A 20421-nucleotide genomic window follows, 5' to 3' on the forward strand; every position below is an offset into this window, starting at 1 on the left:
CCAGTTCTTATGAAAAGGTTCTTTTGTACGATTCGGATACATGCCGAATTATTTATAATCATTTATAGAAAACATCCATTTGTGCGTGAATTTAGGAAAGGCAGGGGACAAAAGTTGGACTCATATAAAGTCATTGAGCTGGCAAACAAGTACAGTGCGGCCGCGGAAGAGGTCAGAAGCTCCAAAATGCTCCTTGAATCCCGGTTATCTGCATTAGGGGATGCTTGGCAGGGGAAAGCAAGAGATTCGTTCGACCAGGATTTCGAGGAAACGAAATCGGCCTACGATCAATTCGAACTGGAACTGCTTGAAACAAGCCAAGAACTTAAAGCAGCCGCCGTCAAAATAGAAGAACGAAAAGCAGAGATTGCCAGAATGGAAGAAATGGAACGTAAAGCCAGAGAGGAAAGACATAAACTCAGGGGGTGAACAGTGTGTCAGGAAACATTGCGGTTGATCCGGATAAGCTCGAACAGCTGGCAAATGATGTTGTCACTGAATTAACCGATATGGAAAACAAATATAAGGACCTGCATGTGGAGCTGGGACAGATGATTTTGCAATGCGATCCCCGCTACAGCAGCTGTTTTTCCGGAGTCGGCGATGCGTGGAGTTCAGGAAAAGCGCTTGTCACCAAGCTGAGTGACAATGACATTTTCATCAGGAAAACGGGCGATAAATTTGTTGAACAGGATGATATGTTACGAAAGCTTTATCATGCTTATGACAAATATGGGACAATGACAAGCTTAACCGCTCTTATGCTGACGCAGGGAAAATACTACGGGCTCGGGCTTACGAAATTCGAAAAACAGCCAAGCGGCTTACATACCGCCCGTCATTCCAAGCTTCTCTTGGATATTTCCGGAGCCGTCGACAGGTCACGTTATCAAAAAGCCGCCAGAGTGCTTTTGAATCCTAAATATTTGTTTAAAAAGACAAACCGGCCATTTTCAGATTTGGTACATAAAAAGTTTACAAAGTACTTCCCTCAGGATACGGTGGATTTTTCAAACAGTGTCAGAAGCTACACAAGAGGATTTCTTAATGAAGCCGGCGTACGCTCGACTTTGAAGGATGTCGGAAAAACAGGCTTGAAATTCGCAAAAGGAAATGCCATTACCGCCACACTGATCACCGGAGCGACTGAAACGTTCGGAGCAGGCTTGAAAATTGCTGAAAATTACGCGAAATACCAAGACAAACCGGACGTTCTCAAGCGTGAAAACGCCAAGGCTGTCGGGAATGCTGTGAATAATACGATTTTTGTTGCCGGCGGTGCGACAGCTGGTGCTGTCATCGGCGGTGCGCTCGGAAGCTTTGCAGGACCTGTGGGTACTGTTCTTCTTGGGGCAGCCGGTTCATATGTTGGCGGAGTCGTCGGAGAACAAATCGCCAAATATACAGCCGGTTTTGCCGAAAAAGCAGCCTTAACGCTGAAAGAACCGATCCATGCTGTCGTTGATACAGCCAAGAAAGGGCTGGAATCAGCCGGCAAAGTCGTCAAATCCGTGAATGACGGCATAGATGCTGCGAATGAAACGATACATAAAGGGATAGACAGCGCGAAAAAAGGAATGGAAAAAGCAAAGAAAACAGCGGATTCGCTTATACATGGCGCAACCCATTTCCTTAAAGGGAAATTTTCATTTGGATAGGAGAATAATCAATGAAGCAGTTTACAATCAGCATAGAAGAGCTTTTATTTTGTTTTTACAGTGAAGGTTTTTTTGAACAAGGCATGGCCTTGAAGCAAGCCTATTTTCCGGAGATAGAAGATGAACAGCTGGGCGCTTTATTTGAAGCTGCATGCCGTTCACTCTTAGCTAAGGATGCGGCGGAATATCGGAATCATCAATATCGGCTGAAGGACGAGTATTGTCCGTTTATCCATGTATTAAACGACGCTGACTATACAGTGAAGCTTTCTAAATTTGACGGACAAGGCGCCGAACTGAATGTTTCCTGCCATGTATCAAAGTTCGGTACCTATTCTCACGAACTCCTTTTTGACGAACAAGTCCACCGCATCACAAAAATGGAATCAAGTGAAGGACTAATTGATAAGACCGATGAGTTTTTACGTATAATAGATACAGAGGATAAAAGAGACTCGATTGTGTCATTGACATCAAATGAATTTGAAAAACTCTTGGAGGGCGCTTCGGACAACCCTTCATACCTAAAAGAATTCCTTGAAAAACATGACCACCAAGAGGACGTTACCCGATTTGTAAATGATCTGGCTTTACGAAAAGGGAAAATGGATACACTGATGCGCCTGGCGTATGACAAAGATAACGCTCCTGAAGTAGCTGACATGGCATTTGTTCTGCCCGGGACCCATCATACTTGGCTTGTTACAGGCATCACCCAGAATGAATTTTCTGTCCTCCCTGCTCATAAGGATGTTGTAAATCAAATCATTTCAAAAAGTGAATAAGAATCTGAATGGACAAAAGGAGAAAAGCATTGAAAAACCAAGAAATTGTTGAAGTCAAAAGCAGAATGTTCCTAAGAATATGGGCTTTTGTCGGATCTGCCGGTATGGGATTAGCATGTTTGTGGCTCTTTTATATGGGTATTACCTTTCAAACGAAATATTACCTTTTAGCCATTCCTGCCGGCTTTCTGTTCACCTTGTTTTGTTTATATTTATTTATCATCTTCTTTCCGGCGTTCACCCCGCGGGGAAATACCATCTTTTGCATCAAAACAGGAAAAGATGGAGAGTTGTTCACTGACAAAGTGTCTGTGAAATTTATCGATATAAAGAAAATTGAGATGAGCCGGCATAAATTTAGCCTAAAAGGGCTTTTTCAGGAAGATGTAATGATTCAGACTGTTGACCGGAAAACTATTCGCATTCCCACTTGGAACATTATTCCGAACCCTCTGTTTTTTGAAGCGGTTGAACGCTATATCCTCCCCCATCTGAATGAAGAGGCGAAAAGCAATTGGATCGGCCAGTTTACAGAGGTTCAGAGAAACGCGTATTTGAAGGAATTTGAGGATCATCCGAAGCTTTAGGAGCAGCACATTGATTGAAGTAAAAAGCATGATGTTTCTAAGAGCTTGGCTGTTCCTCGCCACAGGGGGCGCCTTTATTGCGGGAGTGTGGCTGGTGTCTGAAGCACTCACATTTGAATCTAAGTATGCCCTGCTTTATTTGGGCGCCGGATTAATGGCGATCGTTTATGGATTGATCACATTTTGTATGGCTTTTCCGGAGTTCACAAGCCGGGGAAATATTATTTTCAGCGTAAAGACAGGTCCTGATGGCGAGATTTTCTCGAGAAAACGCAGTGTGCATTTTTCTGAGATCAAACGGATTGATATGGGACGGCATCATTACAGTTTGAAAGGGATCTTTTTTGAAGATATTATCATCGAGAAAACAGATGGCAAAGCCGTTCGCATCCCTACCTGGAACATTATCGCGCACCCTCTGTTTTTTGAAGCTGTTGAACGCTATATCCTTCCCCATCTGAATGAAGAGGCGAAAAGCAATTGGATCGGCCAGTTTACAGAGGTTCAGAGAAACGCGTATTTGAAGGAATTTGAGGATCATCCGAAGCTTTAACAGCACTCCTCCTTTATAATGAAAGAGAAAAGCAAGTTGAGGAGTGCGCGTGATGCTGATGACCATTCTTTTATTTCTCGCGGCGGGGCTTGCCGAAATTGGCGGCGGGTATTTGATTTGGCTGTGGCTGAGAGAGGCAAAGCCAGTCGGCTACGGGATCGCCGGAGCGCTGATCCTGATTGTCTACGGCATTCTTCCGACGTTTCAGTCCTTCCCTTCCTTCGGCCGTGTATACGCCGCTTATGGCGGGGTATTCATCGTGCTTGCGGTCCTGTGGGGATGGCTTGTCGACCGGAAAACACCTGATCTGTATGACTGGATCGGCGCATCGATTTGCCTGATCGGTGTCTGTGTCATCTTATTCGCGCCGCGCGGATAACAAAATGGCCTGCTTATGAGCGGGCCATTTTTGTTTAATCCTCTTTTAAGTTGGTCAGCTGCACTTCATGCTCCTCTTGCGGTTCATCAAGCGGATAAATTCTCGCTGTTCCGTCTTCTTCATTCACGTGCTGAATGTAAATAGGAACGCCGTTATATGTTACTTTCTTCATGTCGGGAGATTCTACAATTTCTTTCGCCCTTTGAATATTCATTCTAACACCCTCCTTCATACATAACGTTTCCATTTCTTGAAAGAAGTATGCTTTATGATTCAGCGGCCAAGTTAAATTTTTTCAGCCGTTTGTAGAAAGTGCTTCGGGGGATTCCGCTGATTTTGGCGGCTTGAGAGACGTTACCTTTTGCGGATTCAAGCGCTTTGATCATCATATCTTTTTGGATTTGCTCACGAAGGGTCAGCTCGCCGGCCGCATCCGGCTTTTTTTCTGCCGGGCTGATCGGCAGTCCTGCGGCTTCCAGTAAAGCGGTGAGCGGCTCATCCCTCAGCCGGCCGTCCGGAAATCTGATAGAAAGACGTTCAAACACATTAAACAGCTCGCGAATATTCCCCGGCCACCTCCATTGCTTCAGCACATCAAAAAAAGCAGGGGGAAGTTCGCCAGGCCAATGATTTTTCTGTTTGTAGTACTGAAAGAGGTCCGGAATATCCTCGGGGCGGTCGCGTAAAGGAGGAAGCTCGATTGGATAGACATGAAGGCGGTAAAACAAGTCCTCTCTGATTATCCCCCTTTCAGCAAGCTCGCGCAAATCACAATGTGTGGCGGCAATGACTCTGATATCAACCGGAATTTCTTTCGCCCCGCCGACCGGCGTAATCTTGCGTTCCTGAAGCACCCTTAAAAGCGCAACCTGCATCGAATGGGAGATTTCTCCGATCTCATCTAAAAATAAGGTCCCATGATTCGCTTTTTGAAAGGCGCCTTTGTAGCCGTTTCGTTTCGCTCCCGTAAAAGCGCCATCCGCATAGCCGAAAAGCTCGCTTTCAATCAAGTCAGACGGGATCGCTCCGCAATTGACAGCAACAAATGGGCCGTGCCGCCGCTCGCTGTTTTCATGAAGCGCGCGGGCCGCGACTTCCTTCCCCGTACCCGTTTCGCCCGACAGACAGACCGTTGCATCCGCCGCAGCCGCTCGTTCAAGGTTCTTCAGCATTCCTTGCGATCGGCCGCTTTGCCCGATAACTCCATTGAAACGAAATGCCGGTTTTTTCTTTTGTTCCGAGAGATAAAAACACGTGCCGCCATCTCCCATGGTGACTGCTTTTTCGATTGACAAGCCTCGTTCTTTTAACTCATACAGGTGCCGGCCCTGCCAATCCGGTATTAAGGTTCGAATCGGCATGCTCGCGCTGATAATGTGCTGTTTGGTATTGCAGAGGACCATTGGTACACGGGATGCAGCCCTATCTCCAAAACGGCTGATCAGCTCCAGCTCTTTCTCGCGGCTTTTAGCCGCCAGTTCCCGTTCCGCGGCATAGGCGATCGCAGTGGCTATACCGAGCATGTGGGGATGCGCGCCTGCCGCCGGACACGATATATCAATCACACCCGCAAGGCTGCCATCCTCATGGTGAATCGGAGCGGCTGAACAGTTCCAGTGATGGGAAGCGATGGAGTAATGTTCTGATCCTTGTATCGCAACCGGCTCAATCATGTGGAGCGCCGTGCCAATCGCATTTGTTCCGACAGCCGTTTCCGTCCAGCATGCGCCCTTGACGAAGTTGATGCGTTTGGCTTCATAGAGCGCGCGGGGATGGCCGTCGAGTGCCTGAACAACACCCTCTGAATCAATTAACAGCGCCATCATTTCCATTTCTTTTATGGCAGGCAGCAGTTTTTCGAGGTAAGGCTGTGCGGTCTTCAGGAAAAATGAATGCTTTTTTGACTGCTGATCCAGCTCCGTTTGCTGTAAAACCTTTGGGCCTTTTTCTAAATATGGGTTGACCTCAGCTTTTTTGCAGCGATGCCATGACTCGGCGATCGGTTTTCTTAACCGGGCTTCATCAAGCACACCGTCTTTCACAAAACGTTTCCAGGTTTGCAAATCGTTTGGGATCGAATTCATTTCCTTGATCGCTCCTCCCTTACACGCCGTTTTCATCTATTGTAGGGGAAAAATAAAGCGCTTTCAACAATAAAAAAGCAGGCGCCTTGTATCCCTGCGCCTGCTTTTTCCCGTATTACGCATGCACTGCAAGCCCAATCGTGCTTAACAGCGCCTCGTGCAATGTTTCCGACAGTGTCGGGTGGGCGGCGATAAAATGCTCCGCCATATCAGCGGTCATCTCACCATTCATGATCGCAGCCGCCTGGCCGATGAGCTCGGTGACATCAGGACCAATCATCGAGACACCGACGATTTCCCCGAATTCAGGTTCCGCCACGATTTTGACCTTTCCTTCCGCTTGCTGTTTAATGAGCGCTTTGCCGTTTGCGGAAAAAGGAAATTCACCAATCTTCACATCCCCGTATTCGCTTCTTGCCTGTTGTTCTGTCATTCCGATACACGCGATTTCCGGTGATGTGTAAATGCAGCGGGGCACATGTTTCTCATTGATTTGGACATCCCTGCCGGAAGCATGAGAAGCAGCGATGATGCCCTCATGGAAAGCCGCATGCGCCAGCTGAATGCCTCCAATTGCGTCTCCGCACGCATAAATATGAGGCACGTTCGTCTGCATGTGCCCGTTCACCGGAATGCCTTTTGGAGAAAAATCTACTCCGGCCTGCTCCAGCTGCAATCCGTCAAGACGGGGTTTTCTGCCGATCGCCACCAGCACATAATCGGCCTTCGTTTTAAACTCTCGCTGCCCGCTTTTCCATATTGCCGTTTTGGCCGCTTGATCCACCCGCTCTAATCTGGATGCAGTATGCACTTCAACACCGTCTTTTTCGAGCTTCTCCTGAAAGAGACGGGCAATATCTTCATCCTCAGCCGGGATCAGCTGTGCGGCTGTTTCAATGATGGTCACCTTCGATCCCAGTCTGGCAAACAGCCCGGCATACTCGCAGCCGATAACACCGCCGCCGACAATGACAAGTGAAGACGGAATCTCAGAAAGAGAAAGCGCGTCCTTGCTGTCGATGATCCATTCGCCGTCAAACGGGGCGAATGGCAGCGCAATTGGCTCTGATCCCGATGCAATCAATACTTGGTCCGCCTCTCTGATTTCTTTTCCGTTCTCTCTTTCGATCAAGAGCTTTCTGTCAGAAAGAAAGGAGGCCGTCCCCTTCACAACCTGTATTTGATTTTTCTTCATCAAGTATTGAACGCCTTGGACAAGCTGACTGACAACCTGTTGTTTTCGGTTCTGCATTTTGCTCCAATCAACCGATATCGCACCGGGCGGAAGTTCGATTCCAAAGTGGCCGGCATGCTTGATTTTATCAAGAACGTTTGCGTTTTCTAATAAAGACTTTGTCGGGATGCAGCCTTCATTCAGGCAGGTTCCCCCAAGCGGGCCTTTGTCAATCAGCAGCACGGTTCTGCCTTGCTGTGCCGCGGAGACTGCAGCCGCATAGCCTGCAGGTCCGCCGCCGATAATGGCTAGTGTCATGTCGTTTTCACCTGCTTTTCCTATAAAATTAATGCTGCCGGTTCTTCTAAATATGTTTTAATGGCTTTCAGAAATGCAGCGGCAGGAGCACCGTCACAAGCCCTGTGATCAAATGTCAGGCTAAGCGGCAGGATCGTGCTTCTCACAATCTCTTCCCCTTGATACACGGGCGTGTCATAGCTTGCTCCGATGCCGAGAATGCCTGTTTCCGGCGGATTTAATATCGGTGTAAAATGCTCGATTCCGAAAGCGCCAAGGTTTGTAATGGAGAAGGTTGAGCCTTGCAGTTCTTTGCTTCCCGCCCGTCCCTCGCGTGCTTTTTCGGCTTGTTCTGAGATGGATTGAGCCAGTTGAATCAACGACTGCTTTTCAGCATGGCGGATCACAGGCACAACTAACCCATTTTCCACCGCCACAGCCATTCCGAGGTGCACATGAGGATGTGTGATGATGCGCTCTTTTTGGTAAAAGCTGTTCAGCACAGGGTGAGCTTGCAGAGCGAGAACGGCGGCTTTTGACACAAAATGAGTCATCGTCAGCTTTGTGCCGTACTTCTCTTCCGCTGATGGAGAAAGCTGTTTTTGAAGGGCTGCCAATTGGGTGATATCAGCTTTCATCGTAATCGTCAGCTGCGCGCTGTTTGCCAGGCTTTCCTGCATTCGGGCCGCGATGACTTTTCTCATGCCTGTCACCGGCGTTTCTTGCGCCTTCTGCTCAGAAACCGGCTCTGGCCGATCTTTTTTCTGTTCAGCAAGCGCCTTTGTTACGTCGTCTTTTACGATTCGCCCGCCTGGCCCTGTGCCTTTCAGCTGTTTCAGGTCTAATCCCGCTTTTTCCGCTATTTTTCTGGCGACTGGAGATATTTTGATTCGTTCTTTTTTCGCGGCTACGGGTTTGTTTTCTTGTTTTTCGGGCTGGACGGCTAGCGGTTCGTTATCTTCTGCAACAGGTGCTTTCGCCTCTTCCTGCACCGATTCATTGGCGTCCCCGATGTAGCAGATCGCTGTGCCGGGCGGAACCTCTTCACCCTCTTTTACTTTGATATCGATCAGCGTTCCTTTTTCAGGCGCCTCAACATCCATTTCAATTTTCTCCGATTGAATGCTGGCAATGCTTTCTCCTTTTTCAACCGGATCGCCTACTTTTTTATTCCATATCGATACTTCTCCTTGTTTCATGGCCATTCCCAATTTTGGCATCACTACTTTTACCGCCATTTGTGTCCCCCCCATTAATTCATTGCCGGCTCGCCAAGCAATTCTAGCGTGACGCTGACAATTTGATCTGCTGTCGGCAAATATTGATCTTCAAGCACTGGTGAAAACGGCACCGGTGTATGCGGCGCTGTAATTCGTTTAATCGGCGCATCAAGCAAATCAAAGCCCTTGTCGGCGACAATCGCAGCAATATCCGTGGCAATGCTGCAGCGCGGATTGGCTTCGTCAATGATGATCAGCCGGTTTGTTTTTTCCAACGATGTGAAAATCGCTTCCTCATCCAGAGGAGACAGACTGCGGGGATCAAGCACCTCGGCTTCGATGCCTTTCTCTGAAAGCTGTGCAGCCGCACTAAGTGCGGTATTGACCTGCTTGCCGACCGCAAACAGCGTGATATCGCCGCCTTCGCGTTTGATGTCCGCCTTTCCGAGCGGGATTGTATAATAATCTTCCGGCACCTCGCCCTTCATGTTGTAGGACGTTTTGTCTTCAAAAAAGAACACCGGATCATTGTCTTCGATTGCTGCAAGCAGCAGTCCTTTAGCGTCATACGGATTGGACGGAACAACCGTCTTCAGTCCCGGAATGCTGGTGAAAAGGCCATACAGCGTCTGTGAATGCTGGGCAGCGGCCCGGAACCCCGCTCCATATGTGGTGCGGACGGTAATCGGTACTTGCGCTTTTCCGCCGAACATATAGCGGAATTTCGCGCCTTGGTTGATGACCTGGTCAAAGCACGTGCCGATAAAATCATTAAACATCAGCTCGGCAATCGGTCTCAACCCGGTTGATGCCGCAGCCATAGCCGCACCCATGTAGCCCGCCTCAGAAATCGGTGTGTCCAGCACTCTTGTGCGCCCGAATTCCTGTACGAGCCCCTTTGTGACCCCTAATACACCGCCCCAAGCTTCATCATCCTGCAAATGATCGACCGCCGCTCCCCCGGCGACATCCTCGCCGATCAAAAGCACATTTTCGTCTCTTCTCATCGCAAGCTTCATTGCTTCATTGATCGCGTCTGACATGCTTATGACTCTCGCCATCTCACATTCCCCCTTTTTCATATGACACGTAGACGTCTGTCAGCAGTTCTGACTCTTTTGGATAAGGACTGTCTTCGCTGAACGAGACGGCTTTTTCAATTGATTCATTGACACGCTCTTCAATGTCTGACAGTTTATTGGCATCAGTTTCTTTTAAAAGGTAGTTTTTAAAGCCTTGAATGGCATCCTTTTCTTCAAGGTGCTCAGCTCTTTCATTCTTCGTTTTATATGTTTGGGCATCCCCTTCGAAATGGCCGTAATTTCTGTAGGTCATACATTCAATCAAAGACGGGCCTCCGCCGTTCCTTGCTCTTTCTATCGCTTCCTCAGCTGCCTGGTAAACTGCTAAAATATCTTTTCCGTCCACCGTGACCCCCGGCATATTATAGGCAGCCGCCCGATCAGCGATTGAATTACAGGCCGACGCGTATTCAAATGGGGTGGCTTCACCGTAGCCGTTGTTTTCATTGATAAACACGACAGGAAGGTTCCATACTGCCGCTAAGTTCAGCCCTTCATGGAAGGTGCCTTGGTTGTTTGCTCCGTCTCCGAAAAAGCAAACGCTTACATTATTAGTCTGTTTATATTTAGCGGTGAGCGCTGATCCGCATGCGAGCGTAAATCCGCCCCCGACGATTCCATTTGCCCCTAACATGCCTTTATCGAGATCGGCAATGTGCATAGAACCGCCCTTGCCTTTGCACAGTCCGGTCGCTTTCCCGAAAATTTCCGCCATCATGCCGTCCAGATCACAGCCTTTGGCGATACAATGTCCATGTCCCCTGTGCGTGCTTGTAATGCTGTCGCCATTATCTAAATGAGCGCACACGCCTACCGCTACCGCTTCTTCACCGGCATACAAATGGACGAATCCGGGAAGCACTCCCTGTGCGAACAGTTCATGCACTTTGTCTTCAAAGCCCCTGATTTCCAGCATCTTTTGGTACATCCACAGCGCTTTCTCCTCAGTTAATGACAAGCCTTCTCGTTTTAACAATTCCATTTTGTGCGCCTCCTTCTATTTAGGGTTCACATTTATAAATGCAAGAAGTGTGCCAGTCTTTGATGCCCGTAAAATCAATCTTTTCATTTTTACACTAGAGACAGTTTGAGACAGGTGTCTCATTTTGTCTCGATCTGATCCATTTGTCTCGTTTTATGGCATGCAAAAAAGACCGGGCATCCCGGTCTTTCAGATTGTTGACAAAGTCATAAAACGGTTTTTGTTTTATGACTTTGTCATCTTTTCAGCGTAATTGAAAACCCTTGAAGTCTAGGAAGGGCGAGCATCGGAGCAGACTTTCACAGGATGTGATGACGGCGGTGTTGAGGCAGGACGCCTAAGCATTTAGCCGCCGTTCCTTTCGTCATTCGTGAGCACCGACGCGCAGGCCTGACAACGAATGCGAGGGTTTGTCGACACGCTGAAAAGACCGGGCATCACCCAGTCTTTGACAATGATCGACGTATTTATTTCCTCGGAAATCTTTTAACTCCCTAATTCCTCTGCATCGTTTGGCTGAATGGCTGTTTTCGGAAGAAAATCAATTGAATATTTGACATATCCGAAACCGCCGTCCCCGTCCTTCTGCATACAGTCTACCGTGCCGTTTGAGTATGTATATCCCTTTTCATTAAGTGTTTTTCTTACTGTTTCCGCCATCTTTGCGGCTTCTGTTTTTGATAACCCGCTCGCGTCTAACTGAATCGCCATGTTCATAGGCGCTTTTTCAGCCAGCTGTTTGTTCCATTTTGTATCTAATGTGAACTGGCCGTTTTCAATGATCAAAGCAGCGTCAGCTTTTATGATTTGCGGCACCTCTTTTTTCAGATCTGCTTTGATTTCCTTCGATGCTTCTTCATTTAAGTGTTTTGCTACTGATTCGGTATACGCTTCTTCAATTCCATCGCACGTGACTTTCGGATGGAGAAATCCCTTCGTACACATTGGATAGCGATGAGATTGGATGTTTGCTTGGAACACATATTCAGTGGTTTTAGCGCTATATACCCCATTCGTGATGTTGATTTCTTTTTTAGGATAGGTCTGTTTCACATATGATGTGAGCTTTTGCTCTGCGGCATTTTTCGAAAAAGGATCACCGAATAAAACATGATAGATATACAAGCCACATCCAAATACAGCAATGGCAAGGAAGCCGAACACAATTCTTTTCATTTTCACACTCTTTTCCGAAAATATACTTTTACAGTTCATGTTTTTCTTCAGCCGCTCTGTTCAGTGCCTGAAGCATGTAGCCAATGCCTTTGTACGGTGATAGCGGCCAGCTGATGTGCTGGTGTTCACTGATGACGGCGTTAAGGACACTGCGATATTTTTTCCCGCCGAGCATGACGACCTCTTCTTTTTCGAAAAAGCCCTTTTCGCGAAATTGGCGGCTCAGCTCCTCCGCTGTCATGATCTCCGGATGACCGGTTCCAAAAGCCACATCGTAATTTTCGGGTACGATATCATCTGGGCGAAGGAATCCGTGCTTTGCAGACAAAATGACCCACTCGTCAAAAAACGCTTTTGCATACCGCTCGCACGCTTGATGGAACGGGCTGAGATAAGCGTCTTTCGCCCTTGTTGGACCGTTATCCGGATAGATGTCCCATATTTTTTTCTTGCCGCAGGGGATGATGCATAGTCGTTTCATTTTTCTCTTCCCCCTGTTTCATTTTTCATATCCCGGGCAGTTAGTTCCTCCCATTATTGTGAAAGAGGCATTAGTTAAAATTCATTTTCCCAAACCAGAGGTAAAATCTTCTTTGATCATTGAATACATATATAAATCTTCAAATTTACCACAAGCAAATTCATAATGTCTCAGCAAGCCCTCTCTGCTAAAACCTTGTTTTTCCACTAGTTTTATCGATGAAATATTAGAAGGTTCAATAAGAGCTTCAATTCTTTCCAGCTGCAAGTGGTTATATCCATATTTGACAACAGCCTCTAGTGCTTCACTGACAATTCCTTTTCGCCAGTAATCTTTGCTTAATTCATACCCAACTTCAGCTCGATAATGTTTTGCAAGTCTATTAAGAAATCCACAGCTTCCTATGACGATGCCAGAATCTTTAAGTGTAATGCCCCATCTGATACCTGTACCTTTTTCATATATGGATTTATACCACCTAATCTCTTCCCAAACATCACTAGTTGTTTCAAAGGGGTCTAACCCCATCGGCTTAACAACATCTTGATCTGAAAGATATGTTAGCATATCTTTGGCATCTTCAACGTTTACTTCTCTTAACAATAATCTTTTTGTTTCAATTATAGGAAATTCTTTCATCATAAACTCCCCCTTCTTTGTATCCGCACCATCTCCTGTTATTACCATGTATTTTATCTGATCCTTTTCGATAAAAAAAGATAGCAAGGACAAATATCCTTGCTATCTTGATTCTTATCATACTTCAACAGCTTCTCGGCAGAATGTCTTCCCGCATATTAAATTTTTCAAATGATGACAATTGGCAGGAATAATCGGGTTCAATACCGCTTCCACCAGTTTAACGTCCCACTTCGCTTTACCCTTGAATTGGGATTCTTCTGCTATTGCTCCGTCCCATTAAGATACTTTCTCTCAAATTCATCGAGCAATGCACGCACTTCGTCTGTTGACTTTGTGTTCATACATTGGTTTCTTAATTCACTTGCCCCGCGGAATCTACGGAGATATATCTTGAAAAAGCGAGGAAGCGGTTTATATGCTCGAGCTTCTGTTTTTGAATATTCATCATGGAGATCCAAATGCAGTCTCAAAAGATCAATCAATTCCTTACTGCTATGCTCTTTCGGCTCTTTTTCAAAAGCAAAAGGATTTGTAAAAATACCGCGTCCGATCATTATCCCGTCAACGCCGTATTGTTCAGCAAGTTTCAAGCCCGTTTCACGGTTAGGTATGTCACCATTGATCGTCAAAAGTGTATCTGGTGCCACCTCGTCACGAAGTTTCTTAATTTCCGGAATCAGTTCCCAATGCGCATCTACTTTGCTCATTTCCGCTCTTGTACGCAGATGGATGGAAAGATTCGCAATGTCTTGCTTCAGTACGTGTGTCAGCCAGTCGCGCCATTCGTCCACATCCGTGTAACCAAGCCTTGTCTTCACACTCACAGGCAATCCTCCTGCTTTTGCTGCTTGTATTAATTCTGCTGCAACTTCAGGACGGCAAATAAGGCCGCTTCCCTTTCCATTCCCCGTCACATTAGGTACAGGACAGCCCATATTGATATCTAGACCCTTAAACCCTAATTCCGCCATGCCAATACTCATTTGCCGGAAGTTTTCAGGCTTATCTCCCCATATATGCGCCACCATTGGCTGTTCATCCTCAGTAAAGGTCAAACGGCCTCGTACACTATCCTTTCCATCTGGGTGACAATAGCTCTCCGAGTTTGTAAACTCCGTAAAGAACACATCAGGTCTGCCTGCTTCACTCACGACATGGCGAAAAACAACATCAGTCACATCTTCCATTGGTGCCAGTACAAAAAATGGTCGTGGCAATTCACGCCAGAAATTATCTATCATAACAAATTCAAATCCTTTCATTATGGATACCAGGCCAAACTTAATGAAGCAAAAATGTTCTTTTACACTTATAGCATGCTGAAGCGCTTCTTATCAAACGATAGTAAATTTTGAACATTTAAACCTTTACTCATAACACATAAATAGCGATAAAGTACAACGATCACAGGGTTAGGCACATGACTCGGGTTTCTGCTCTATGGCTCTGACATTATTCTTATCAATAACTGGGGGCTTATCACATATTGTTTCTTTGGCCCTAGTTACATAAAAGACAGCAGGGCGACGCTGGCGCATGAAAAAGACCCGGAAATCGGCAGTGTTCTCTCCGAAATCCAGATCTGATTAGGAATCGTTTCTTTTAATTAGACGATTTTAATACAAGCTTCGCCACGGCTTCCACATGAGCCGTCTGCGGAAACATATCCACAGGCTGAATATATTCCACGCGATAGTCCTTCGAGAGCGCCTGCAAATCTTTCGCAAGCGTGGATGGATTGCAGGAAACGTAGACAAATCGTTTCGGTTTGACTTTTTTGATCGTGTCCAGGAACGTGCTGTCACAGCCGGTTCTTGGCGGGTCGACGATGACGACGTCCGGGCGGAAGCCTTCTTTCGTCCATTTTGGGAGCCAGTGCTCGGCTGTTCCTGTTACGTATGTGGCATTTGCCATGCCGTGTTTTTTGGCGTTTTTCTTGGCGTCATCAATCGATTCCTTGATAACGTCCATGCCGCGGACTTCCTTCGCTCCGTCCGCTACCCACATGCCGATGGTGCCGACGCCGCAATACGCGTCAACGACTTTTTCTTTTCCGGTCAGCTGCGCCGCTTTTTTCACTTCGCCGTACAGCTTGACGGTTTGCTCCGGATTGAGCTGGAAGAAAGCGCGGGCGCTCAGTTCAAATGACACATCGCCGAGCACCTCTTGGATCACTGTATGTCCGGCGAGCGGTTTTGTTTTCTCACCGAAAATGACAGAGGTTTTCGCTCCGTTTACATTTTGGATAATGGATTTGACCTCCGGCAGGCGCTTTTGGATCGCTTTGACGATTTCTTCCTTGTGCGGAAGCGTTTCTTTTGCTGTCACAAGCACGACCTGCACCTCGCCTGTTTCAAAACCGACTCGCGTCACAATGGTGCGAACATCGCCTTTTCGTTTCCGTTCATTATAAACAGACACATTGAAGTCCTCTAAAATGCGGCGGACGATGCCTGTTGTTTTGTTGGTTGCCGGATGCTGAACGATGCAATCTTTGATCGGCACGATGTCATGAGAATCGAGGCCGTATAAGCCGGCGATGATGCTCCCGCTTTGCGAGCGCCCGATCTGGAATTGGCTTTTGTTGCGGTAATTCCACGGGTTGTCCATGCCGATCGTTTCTTTGATTTCCATGTTTTCTACTTTAAACTTCGTATGGCGTTCAAGAGACTGAATGACGATGTCGCGTTTTTCCCGAAGCTGTTGGCTGTATGCAAGGTGCTGAAGCTGACAGCCGCCGCACTCTTCGTATACAGGGCAAGGCGGTGCCACGCGGTGCTCCGACGCCTTGCGGATCTTCTTCACGCGGCCCTCGGAAAACTTCGGCTGAACCTTTGTGGCCTGCACGACAACCTCTTCACCGGGAAGCGCGCCGGGCACGAAGACGACTTTTTTCTTAAAGTAGCCGACGCCTTCTCCGTTAATGCCAAGACGCTTAATCGTCAGGGGAAAGGTTTGTCCGACTTTCAGTTCAACGGGCGCCTGTTTTTTTTGTTGGTTCACATTGTTCTCTCCGTTTCTATATAGAGCTTTCTGCAAAATCGCAGAAAGTGAAATGTTTTTTTCACATCTTTCTAGTATAACACGCTTGCCTAGATTCCTTCATATTTTCCAAAAACTTTTCCAATTTTACTCAATCATCTAGCAAGACAGCCGATACAAGTGATGACTATTACATAAAAGAGGGATAAAATGAAGAAATTTCTAACCGCTGCCTGCGCATTAGGGTTACTATTCAGCGCAGCAGGATGCGGAAACGACAGCACCGCGACTTCTGCGAAAACAGAAAAAACAGCAGAAGACGAAAGCAAAAATCTGGATTTGCTAAAAAAAGACTTTAACAGTATTACCAAAGAAGATTGGGATAAAATCCATATTTCCAAAAAGGATTTAAACGGCGCATTTGAGAAAATGACAGAAGCCAATTCCGATGGAGAAAAAGTGGTTAAAAAAGTGGAAATCAAAAACAATACGGTTGTTGTCACCTTCAACAACTCAGACGGAAAATCGATGGAAAACGGTCTCTTGGCCATAGTCTTTGATCAGTTTCTTCGCGCATTGTATAAGCATTCGTCTTATTATGACAGCAGCGAACCAACCATTCGATTTGTCGATCTTGACAATCATCTGATTCAAGAAAGCGATAAGCCGCTGGATACAGACAATGAAACAGATGATTCAAGCCAAGACAGCGAGCATAAAATTCTTTCCAAGCCCGGTGAAACATCCACCGAGGACAATGGAGAAATCGTTACATTAGACAAAATTGCTGATGTCCAGAAACAAACAGTAATGAAACCCTTAACGATTACTGTCGATCAAGTCAAATTGCTGTCGCGTACCAATATCAGCCCTTTACAGCTGAAACTCTTTAAAAAAATGACAGACCAAAAAGTGTCTGAGCCGCTTCGATACATTCAAATCACTTATAAAGCCGAGAATACCGGAGACACACAAATGGATTGGAACGGCATTGAATCTGTTGAAACAGATGACGGACAAAAGCTGACCGTTGCAGATAATAATATCCTAAAAGGCAATGAACATCAGATTGCGCCGCATACAGAAAAAGAAGGTGTGATAGGAGCGGTATACAGCGGAAAAGCGGAAGATCTTCACCAATTAAAAATCACGTTTTCACCTGTTAAAAGTGCTGATTCAGGCCAAAGCATGACAGTGAAGATTGATTAATCTCAGAGGCTGCCGAAAAGGCAGCCGTTTTTCATTCAATACTTCTCCACAAATACAAAGACGCATAGCTTAAATAAGGCTCCCACTCCTTGCTCATCGCCTGCATGACATCCTTTGCCGGTTTGTCGTCCAGCTGAAAATGGCGTTTGATCGCATTTTGGAGTCCAATATCGGCTAGCGGGAACAAATTAGGGCGCCCAAGCCCAAACATGAGGACGTTTTGCACGGTCCACGGGCCGATGCCTCTGATTTTGACCAGCTTCTTCATGATGTCTTCATCTGTCATCTCCGGCAGCTTCGACAAGTCGAGTGTGCCTTCAGCGATCATCCTTGACGTATCAATGGCGTATTCCGCTTTCCTCATGCTGAATTGCAAATCGCGCAGATCCTGATAATCGAGATCCGCTATCGTTTCCGGCTTTGGATAGCACCACACGCCGTCCTTCTGCTCGCCAAACGCATGGACAAACCGTTCTGTTAACGTATAAGCGAAGGAAAGATTGAGCTGCTGGTGGATGATGCATTTCATGATGCAGTTGTACACGCTGTAGTCCAGTACAAGCGGCGTGCCTGCATGCTCTTCAAAAATGGCGGACAGACTCGTTTTCGAAAAATGATCGAGAACGTGCTGCAGATCATGTTCCCATTGAAAAATCCGCTTAATTTCCTTCATCATCTCTTCCTGATCCGTTTCCCCGCTGACGAGAAACTCAGGCTCATCCGCATGGCCCAACGCCTGTACCTTTACAATGCACACGTCTCCCCCTTGGTTTCTGATCGGCACGCGTATTTCCCGCGCTTCTTTATCTGCCGCATTGAGAGGGTCTAAAGACAGTCTGTCCAACACGCGGTCAAAATGGTACGGAGGCGTGACAGATACGTTTTCCTTCCACATGCAATCCACCCTTTTTCCGTTTTTTGTCCAGTATAACACGCCGCTGGAAATAGGCAGAACACCGTATACTTTTCTCATAAAGGCCGCATGATATAATGGCAGGTGGAGGGTTGTTTATGATCAACATTACCGCAATGACAATAGAGCATAAGCTGCTGAAAAATATACCGATCGAACGAGTGGAACAGCCTGATATTGCGTGGTACTGGGTTGATTTATACGGCCCGGAGGATACGGAAACGGCATTATTGAGAGATTTTTTTCATTTTCATCCGCTTGCCATTGAGGATTGCTTCCAGCATATGCAGCGCCCCAAGCTTGACCAATATGACGGCTATCGCTTTTACGTGATTCATGCGCTGAATAAGGACACGCTGGAGACGGAGGAAGTCGATATCTTTCAAGGCGAAAGATTTGTCGTCACCTTTCATTTACACGAAACGCCCGGTATCGCCAAAGTCCGGGAGCGTTTGTATGCTTCACCGGACATATTAAAAAAAGGGCCTGGGCATATCACTTATATGATCATGGATCAGCTTGTTGATGAATATTTTCCTCTCGTGTACAAAATTGAAGACAGGCTGAATGAGATTGAAGAAAGGCGTCCTCACAAAACATATGGAACGCTGATGAACGAGGTGTTTGATCTTAGGACGGATCTTTTGCATCTGAGACGGACGGTTATTCCGATGCGTGATTTGCTCTATCGGATTTTAACCCTTGATCATGTGAAAGAGCATCAGGAAACGAAAGCCTATTTCAGCGACATATACGATCATTTGTTAAAATTATCTGAGATTGTGGAATCCAACCGTGACATGACGTCCGACTTGCGCGACAGCTATGTGACACTGAATACAAACCGGATGAATGCGATTATGATGACACTGACGATCGTGTCGACCATCTTCATCCCGCTCACCTTTATTGCCGGTGTGTACGGGATGAACTTCGACTACATGCCCGAGCTTCATTGGGATTACGGATATTTCGCCGTGCTGGGCCTGATGGCTGCGCTTGTGATCGGGATGCTGATATGGTTTGTACATAAAGGATGGTTCAACATATTTAAATGAGGACAGCGTAAAGCTGTTCTTTTTTATATTGGCAAGCCGCTTTTCATGCATATGATGTTCAATTTGTTTATAATGGAAAAAATGTTCAGGGAGTGATCAGATTGAAAATTGCTGTTATCGGACTCGGCAATATGGGACAGCCCATTGCCCGAAACGTGCTTCAGGAAGGCTATGAATTGACTGTTTATAATCGGACGAAACAAAAGACGAAGGAATTTGTAACAGAAGGTGCACAGGCAGCTGACACGCCGCGACAGGCGGCAGAGTCCGCTGATATTGTCATAACGATGCTTTCAGATGACGATTCTGTCAGCGCCGTGACATTCGGAGAAGACGGGCTGATTGAAGGATTAGCCAAGAACGGCATCCACATTTCAATGAGCACAATCAGTGTCGAGTCCTCTGAAAAGCTCGCAGCGGCTCATGCGGAAAAAGGACAATCCTTCCTCGCCGCTCCAGTACTCGGAAGACCGGATGCGGCCGCCAAAGCCGCGCTCCGCATCATAACAGCCGGGCCGGCGGAAGCGAAGCAAACCGCCAAGCCTCTGCTTGACAGCCTGAGCCAGCAGGTATTTGACGTTGGCGAAGAAAGCAAGACGGCAAACGCGGCCAAAATCAGCATCAATTTCTTGCTCGTGTCTATGCTGGAGGCGTTATCTGAATCATTCTTAATGATGGAGAAGTACGGCTTAGAACAAAAACAATTTTTAGAAATCGCCAGCGCTCTCTTTGGCTCTCCTGTCTATCAAAATTACGGAACCATCATGGCCGAGCAGAAATTTGAGCCTGCCGGTTTCAAAATGTCTTTAGGACTGAAGGATACCAACCTGGCACTTGCCGCCGCTGAACAAGTGTCTGCACACCTCCCTCTAGCCGAGCTGGCCAAGAGCCATTTTGAAAGCGGGATTGAAAAAGGCTTTGGAGATCTGGATTGGGCCGCACTCATTAAATGTATCAAATAAGAAGAAAGCCTCTCCGTTCATGGAGAGGCTTTCAGATTGTAGACAAAGTCCTAAAACGGTTTTCGTTTTAGGACTTTGTCATCTTTTCAGCGTGATTGAAAACCCTTGAAGTCTAGGAAGGGCGAGCATTGGAGCAGACTTCCGCAGGATGCGGTGACAGCGGCGTTTGAGCAGGACGCTCAGCTTTTAGCCGCTGA

General features: G+C 46.7%; 21 protein-coding genes. 9 read left to right on the plus strand and 12 right to left on the minus strand.

The features are described 5' to 3' along the window. Positions 1 to 114 precede the first annotated feature (114 nt). From ACMX2I_RS17620 to ACMX2I_RS17645, 6 genes are read left to right on the plus strand one after another with little or no spacing between them, the layout of a single operon-like run. The gene (locus ACMX2I_RS17620) at positions 115 to 429 is read left to right on the plus strand and encodes a WXG100 family type VII secretion target (protein WP_289346704.1); all 315 of its coding nucleotides are present in this window, start codon (positions 115 to 117) and stop codon (positions 427 to 429) included. Positions 430 to 434: 5 nt separating this feature from the next. Further along, positions 435 to 1658, plus strand: a complete 1224-nt coding sequence (locus ACMX2I_RS17625; protein ID WP_414957715.1) for a hypothetical protein — start codon at positions 435 to 437, stop codon at positions 1656 to 1658. 11 nt (positions 1659 to 1669) lie between these two features. After that, positions 1670 to 2443 carry a hypothetical protein gene (locus ACMX2I_RS17630; RefSeq protein WP_414957717.1) on the plus strand — a complete coding sequence of 258 codons (774 nt, stop codon included), beginning with the start codon at positions 1670 to 1672 and terminating at the stop codon, positions 2441 to 2443. A 29-nt stretch (positions 2444 to 2472) separates the two neighbouring features. Continuing rightward, complete coding sequence (locus tag ACMX2I_RS17635) at positions 2473 to 3030, plus strand: YfjD family protein (RefSeq protein WP_414957719.1); 558 nt, start codon at positions 2473 to 2475, stop codon at positions 3028 to 3030. A 10-nt stretch (positions 3031 to 3040) separates the two neighbouring features. Beyond that, positions 3041 to 3583, plus strand: a complete 543-nt coding sequence (locus tag ACMX2I_RS17640) for a YfjD family protein (RefSeq protein WP_414957720.1) — start codon at positions 3041 to 3043, stop codon at positions 3581 to 3583. A gap of 49 nt (positions 3584 to 3632) precedes the next feature. After that, positions 3633 to 3962 (plus strand): YnfA family protein, encoded by a 330-nt coding sequence (locus ACMX2I_RS17645; RefSeq protein ID WP_414958352.1) that lies wholly within the window; start codon positions 3633 to 3635, stop codon positions 3960 to 3962. A gap of 34 nt (positions 3963 to 3996) precedes the next feature. Here the strand turns inward: ACMX2I_RS17645 and ACMX2I_RS17650 are convergent, their stop codons facing one another. From ACMX2I_RS17650 to rlmD, 11 genes are all read right to left on the minus strand, one after another. Then, the gene (locus ACMX2I_RS17650) at positions 3997 to 4176 is read right to left on the minus strand and encodes a small acid-soluble spore protein H (protein WP_087992576.1); all 180 of its coding nucleotides are present in this window, start codon (positions 4174 to 4176) and stop codon (positions 3997 to 3999) included. Between the two features lie 52 nt (positions 4177 to 4228). Next, complete coding sequence (locus ACMX2I_RS17655) at positions 4229 to 6046, minus strand: sigma-54-dependent Fis family transcriptional regulator (protein ID WP_414957722.1); 1818 nt, start codon at positions 6044 to 6046, stop codon at positions 4229 to 4231. 115 nt (positions 6047 to 6161) lie between these two features. Continuing rightward, entirely contained in the window at positions 6162 to 7538 is a 1377-nt protein-coding gene (gene acoL / locus ACMX2I_RS17660) for an acetoin dehydrogenase complex dihydrolipoyl dehydrogenase (protein ID WP_414957724.1), read from the minus strand. Positions 7539 to 7558: 20 nt separating this feature from the next. Then, on the minus strand, positions 7559 to 8755 hold the full coding sequence (locus tag ACMX2I_RS17665; protein ID WP_414957726.1) for a dihydrolipoamide acetyltransferase family protein: 1197 nt from the start codon (positions 8753 to 8755) through the stop codon (positions 7559 to 7561). Positions 8756 to 8769: 14 nt separating this feature from the next. After that, entirely contained in the window at positions 8770 to 9798 is a 1029-nt protein-coding gene (acoB, locus tag ACMX2I_RS17670; protein WP_414957727.1) for an acetoin:2,6-dichlorophenolindophenol oxidoreductase subunit beta, read from the minus strand. Between the two features lies 1 nt (position 9799). Beyond that, on the minus strand, positions 9800 to 10801 hold the full coding sequence (gene acoA / locus ACMX2I_RS17675; RefSeq protein ID WP_414957729.1) for an acetoin:2,6-dichlorophenolindophenol oxidoreductase subunit alpha: 1002 nt from the start codon (positions 10799 to 10801) through the stop codon (positions 9800 to 9802). Between the two features lie 486 nt (positions 10802 to 11287). Then, positions 11288 to 11977, minus strand: a complete 690-nt coding sequence (locus ACMX2I_RS17680; protein WP_333516703.1) for a hypothetical protein — start codon at positions 11975 to 11977, stop codon at positions 11288 to 11290. A 28-nt stretch (positions 11978 to 12005) separates the two neighbouring features. Beyond that, complete coding sequence (locus tag ACMX2I_RS17685; RefSeq protein ID WP_414957730.1) at positions 12006 to 12458, minus strand: DUF6884 domain-containing protein; 453 nt, start codon at positions 12456 to 12458, stop codon at positions 12006 to 12008. Positions 12459 to 12539: 81 nt separating this feature from the next. Then, complete coding sequence (locus tag ACMX2I_RS17690; protein WP_414958353.1) at positions 12540 to 13097, minus strand: GNAT family N-acetyltransferase; 558 nt, start codon at positions 13095 to 13097, stop codon at positions 12540 to 12542. Positions 13098 to 13360: 263 nt separating this feature from the next. Next, positions 13361 to 14341 carry a tRNA dihydrouridine synthase gene (locus tag ACMX2I_RS17695; RefSeq protein ID WP_414958354.1) on the minus strand — a complete coding sequence of 327 codons (981 nt, stop codon included), beginning with the start codon at positions 14339 to 14341 and terminating at the stop codon, positions 13361 to 13363. A 361-nt stretch (positions 14342 to 14702) separates the two neighbouring features. Next, positions 14703 to 16103 carry a 23S rRNA (uracil(1939)-C(5))-methyltransferase RlmD gene (rlmD, locus tag ACMX2I_RS17700; RefSeq protein WP_087992567.1) on the minus strand — a complete coding sequence of 467 codons (1401 nt, stop codon included), beginning with the start codon at positions 16101 to 16103 and terminating at the stop codon, positions 14703 to 14705. A 189-nt stretch (positions 16104 to 16292) separates the two neighbouring features. Between rlmD and ACMX2I_RS17705 the strand changes: the two genes are divergently transcribed. Beyond that, the gene (locus ACMX2I_RS17705) at positions 16293 to 17291 is read left to right on the plus strand and encodes a hypothetical protein (RefSeq protein WP_414957731.1); all 999 of its coding nucleotides are present in this window, start codon (positions 16293 to 16295) and stop codon (positions 17289 to 17291) included. 31 nt (positions 17292 to 17322) lie between these two features. Here ACMX2I_RS17705 and ACMX2I_RS17710 read toward each other — a convergent pair whose 3' ends face one another. Then, positions 17323 to 18186: a DNA-3-methyladenine glycosylase family protein gene (locus tag ACMX2I_RS17710; protein WP_414958355.1), complete on the minus strand. Its 864-nt coding sequence runs from the start codon at positions 18184 to 18186 to the stop codon at positions 17323 to 17325. A 116-nt stretch (positions 18187 to 18302) separates the two neighbouring features. Between ACMX2I_RS17710 and corA the strand changes: the two genes are divergently transcribed. Together corA and ACMX2I_RS17720 are read left to right on the plus strand one after the other, a co-directional pair. Next, on the plus strand, positions 18303 to 19262 hold the full coding sequence (gene corA, locus ACMX2I_RS17715) for a magnesium/cobalt transporter CorA (RefSeq protein ID WP_414957733.1): 960 nt from the start codon (positions 18303 to 18305) through the stop codon (positions 19260 to 19262). A gap of 101 nt (positions 19263 to 19363) precedes the next feature. Then, entirely contained in the window at positions 19364 to 20224 is an 861-nt protein-coding gene (locus ACMX2I_RS17720; protein WP_414957735.1) for an NAD(P)-dependent oxidoreductase, read from the plus strand. The last annotated feature ends 197 nt before the right edge of the window (positions 20225 to 20421 follow it).

This window comes from Bacillus sp. SW14 (genome assembly GCF_047608225.1).
In the GTDB taxonomy this organism is placed as follows: Bacteria; Bacillota; Bacilli; order Bacillales; family Bacillaceae; genus Bacillus; species Bacillus subtilis_G.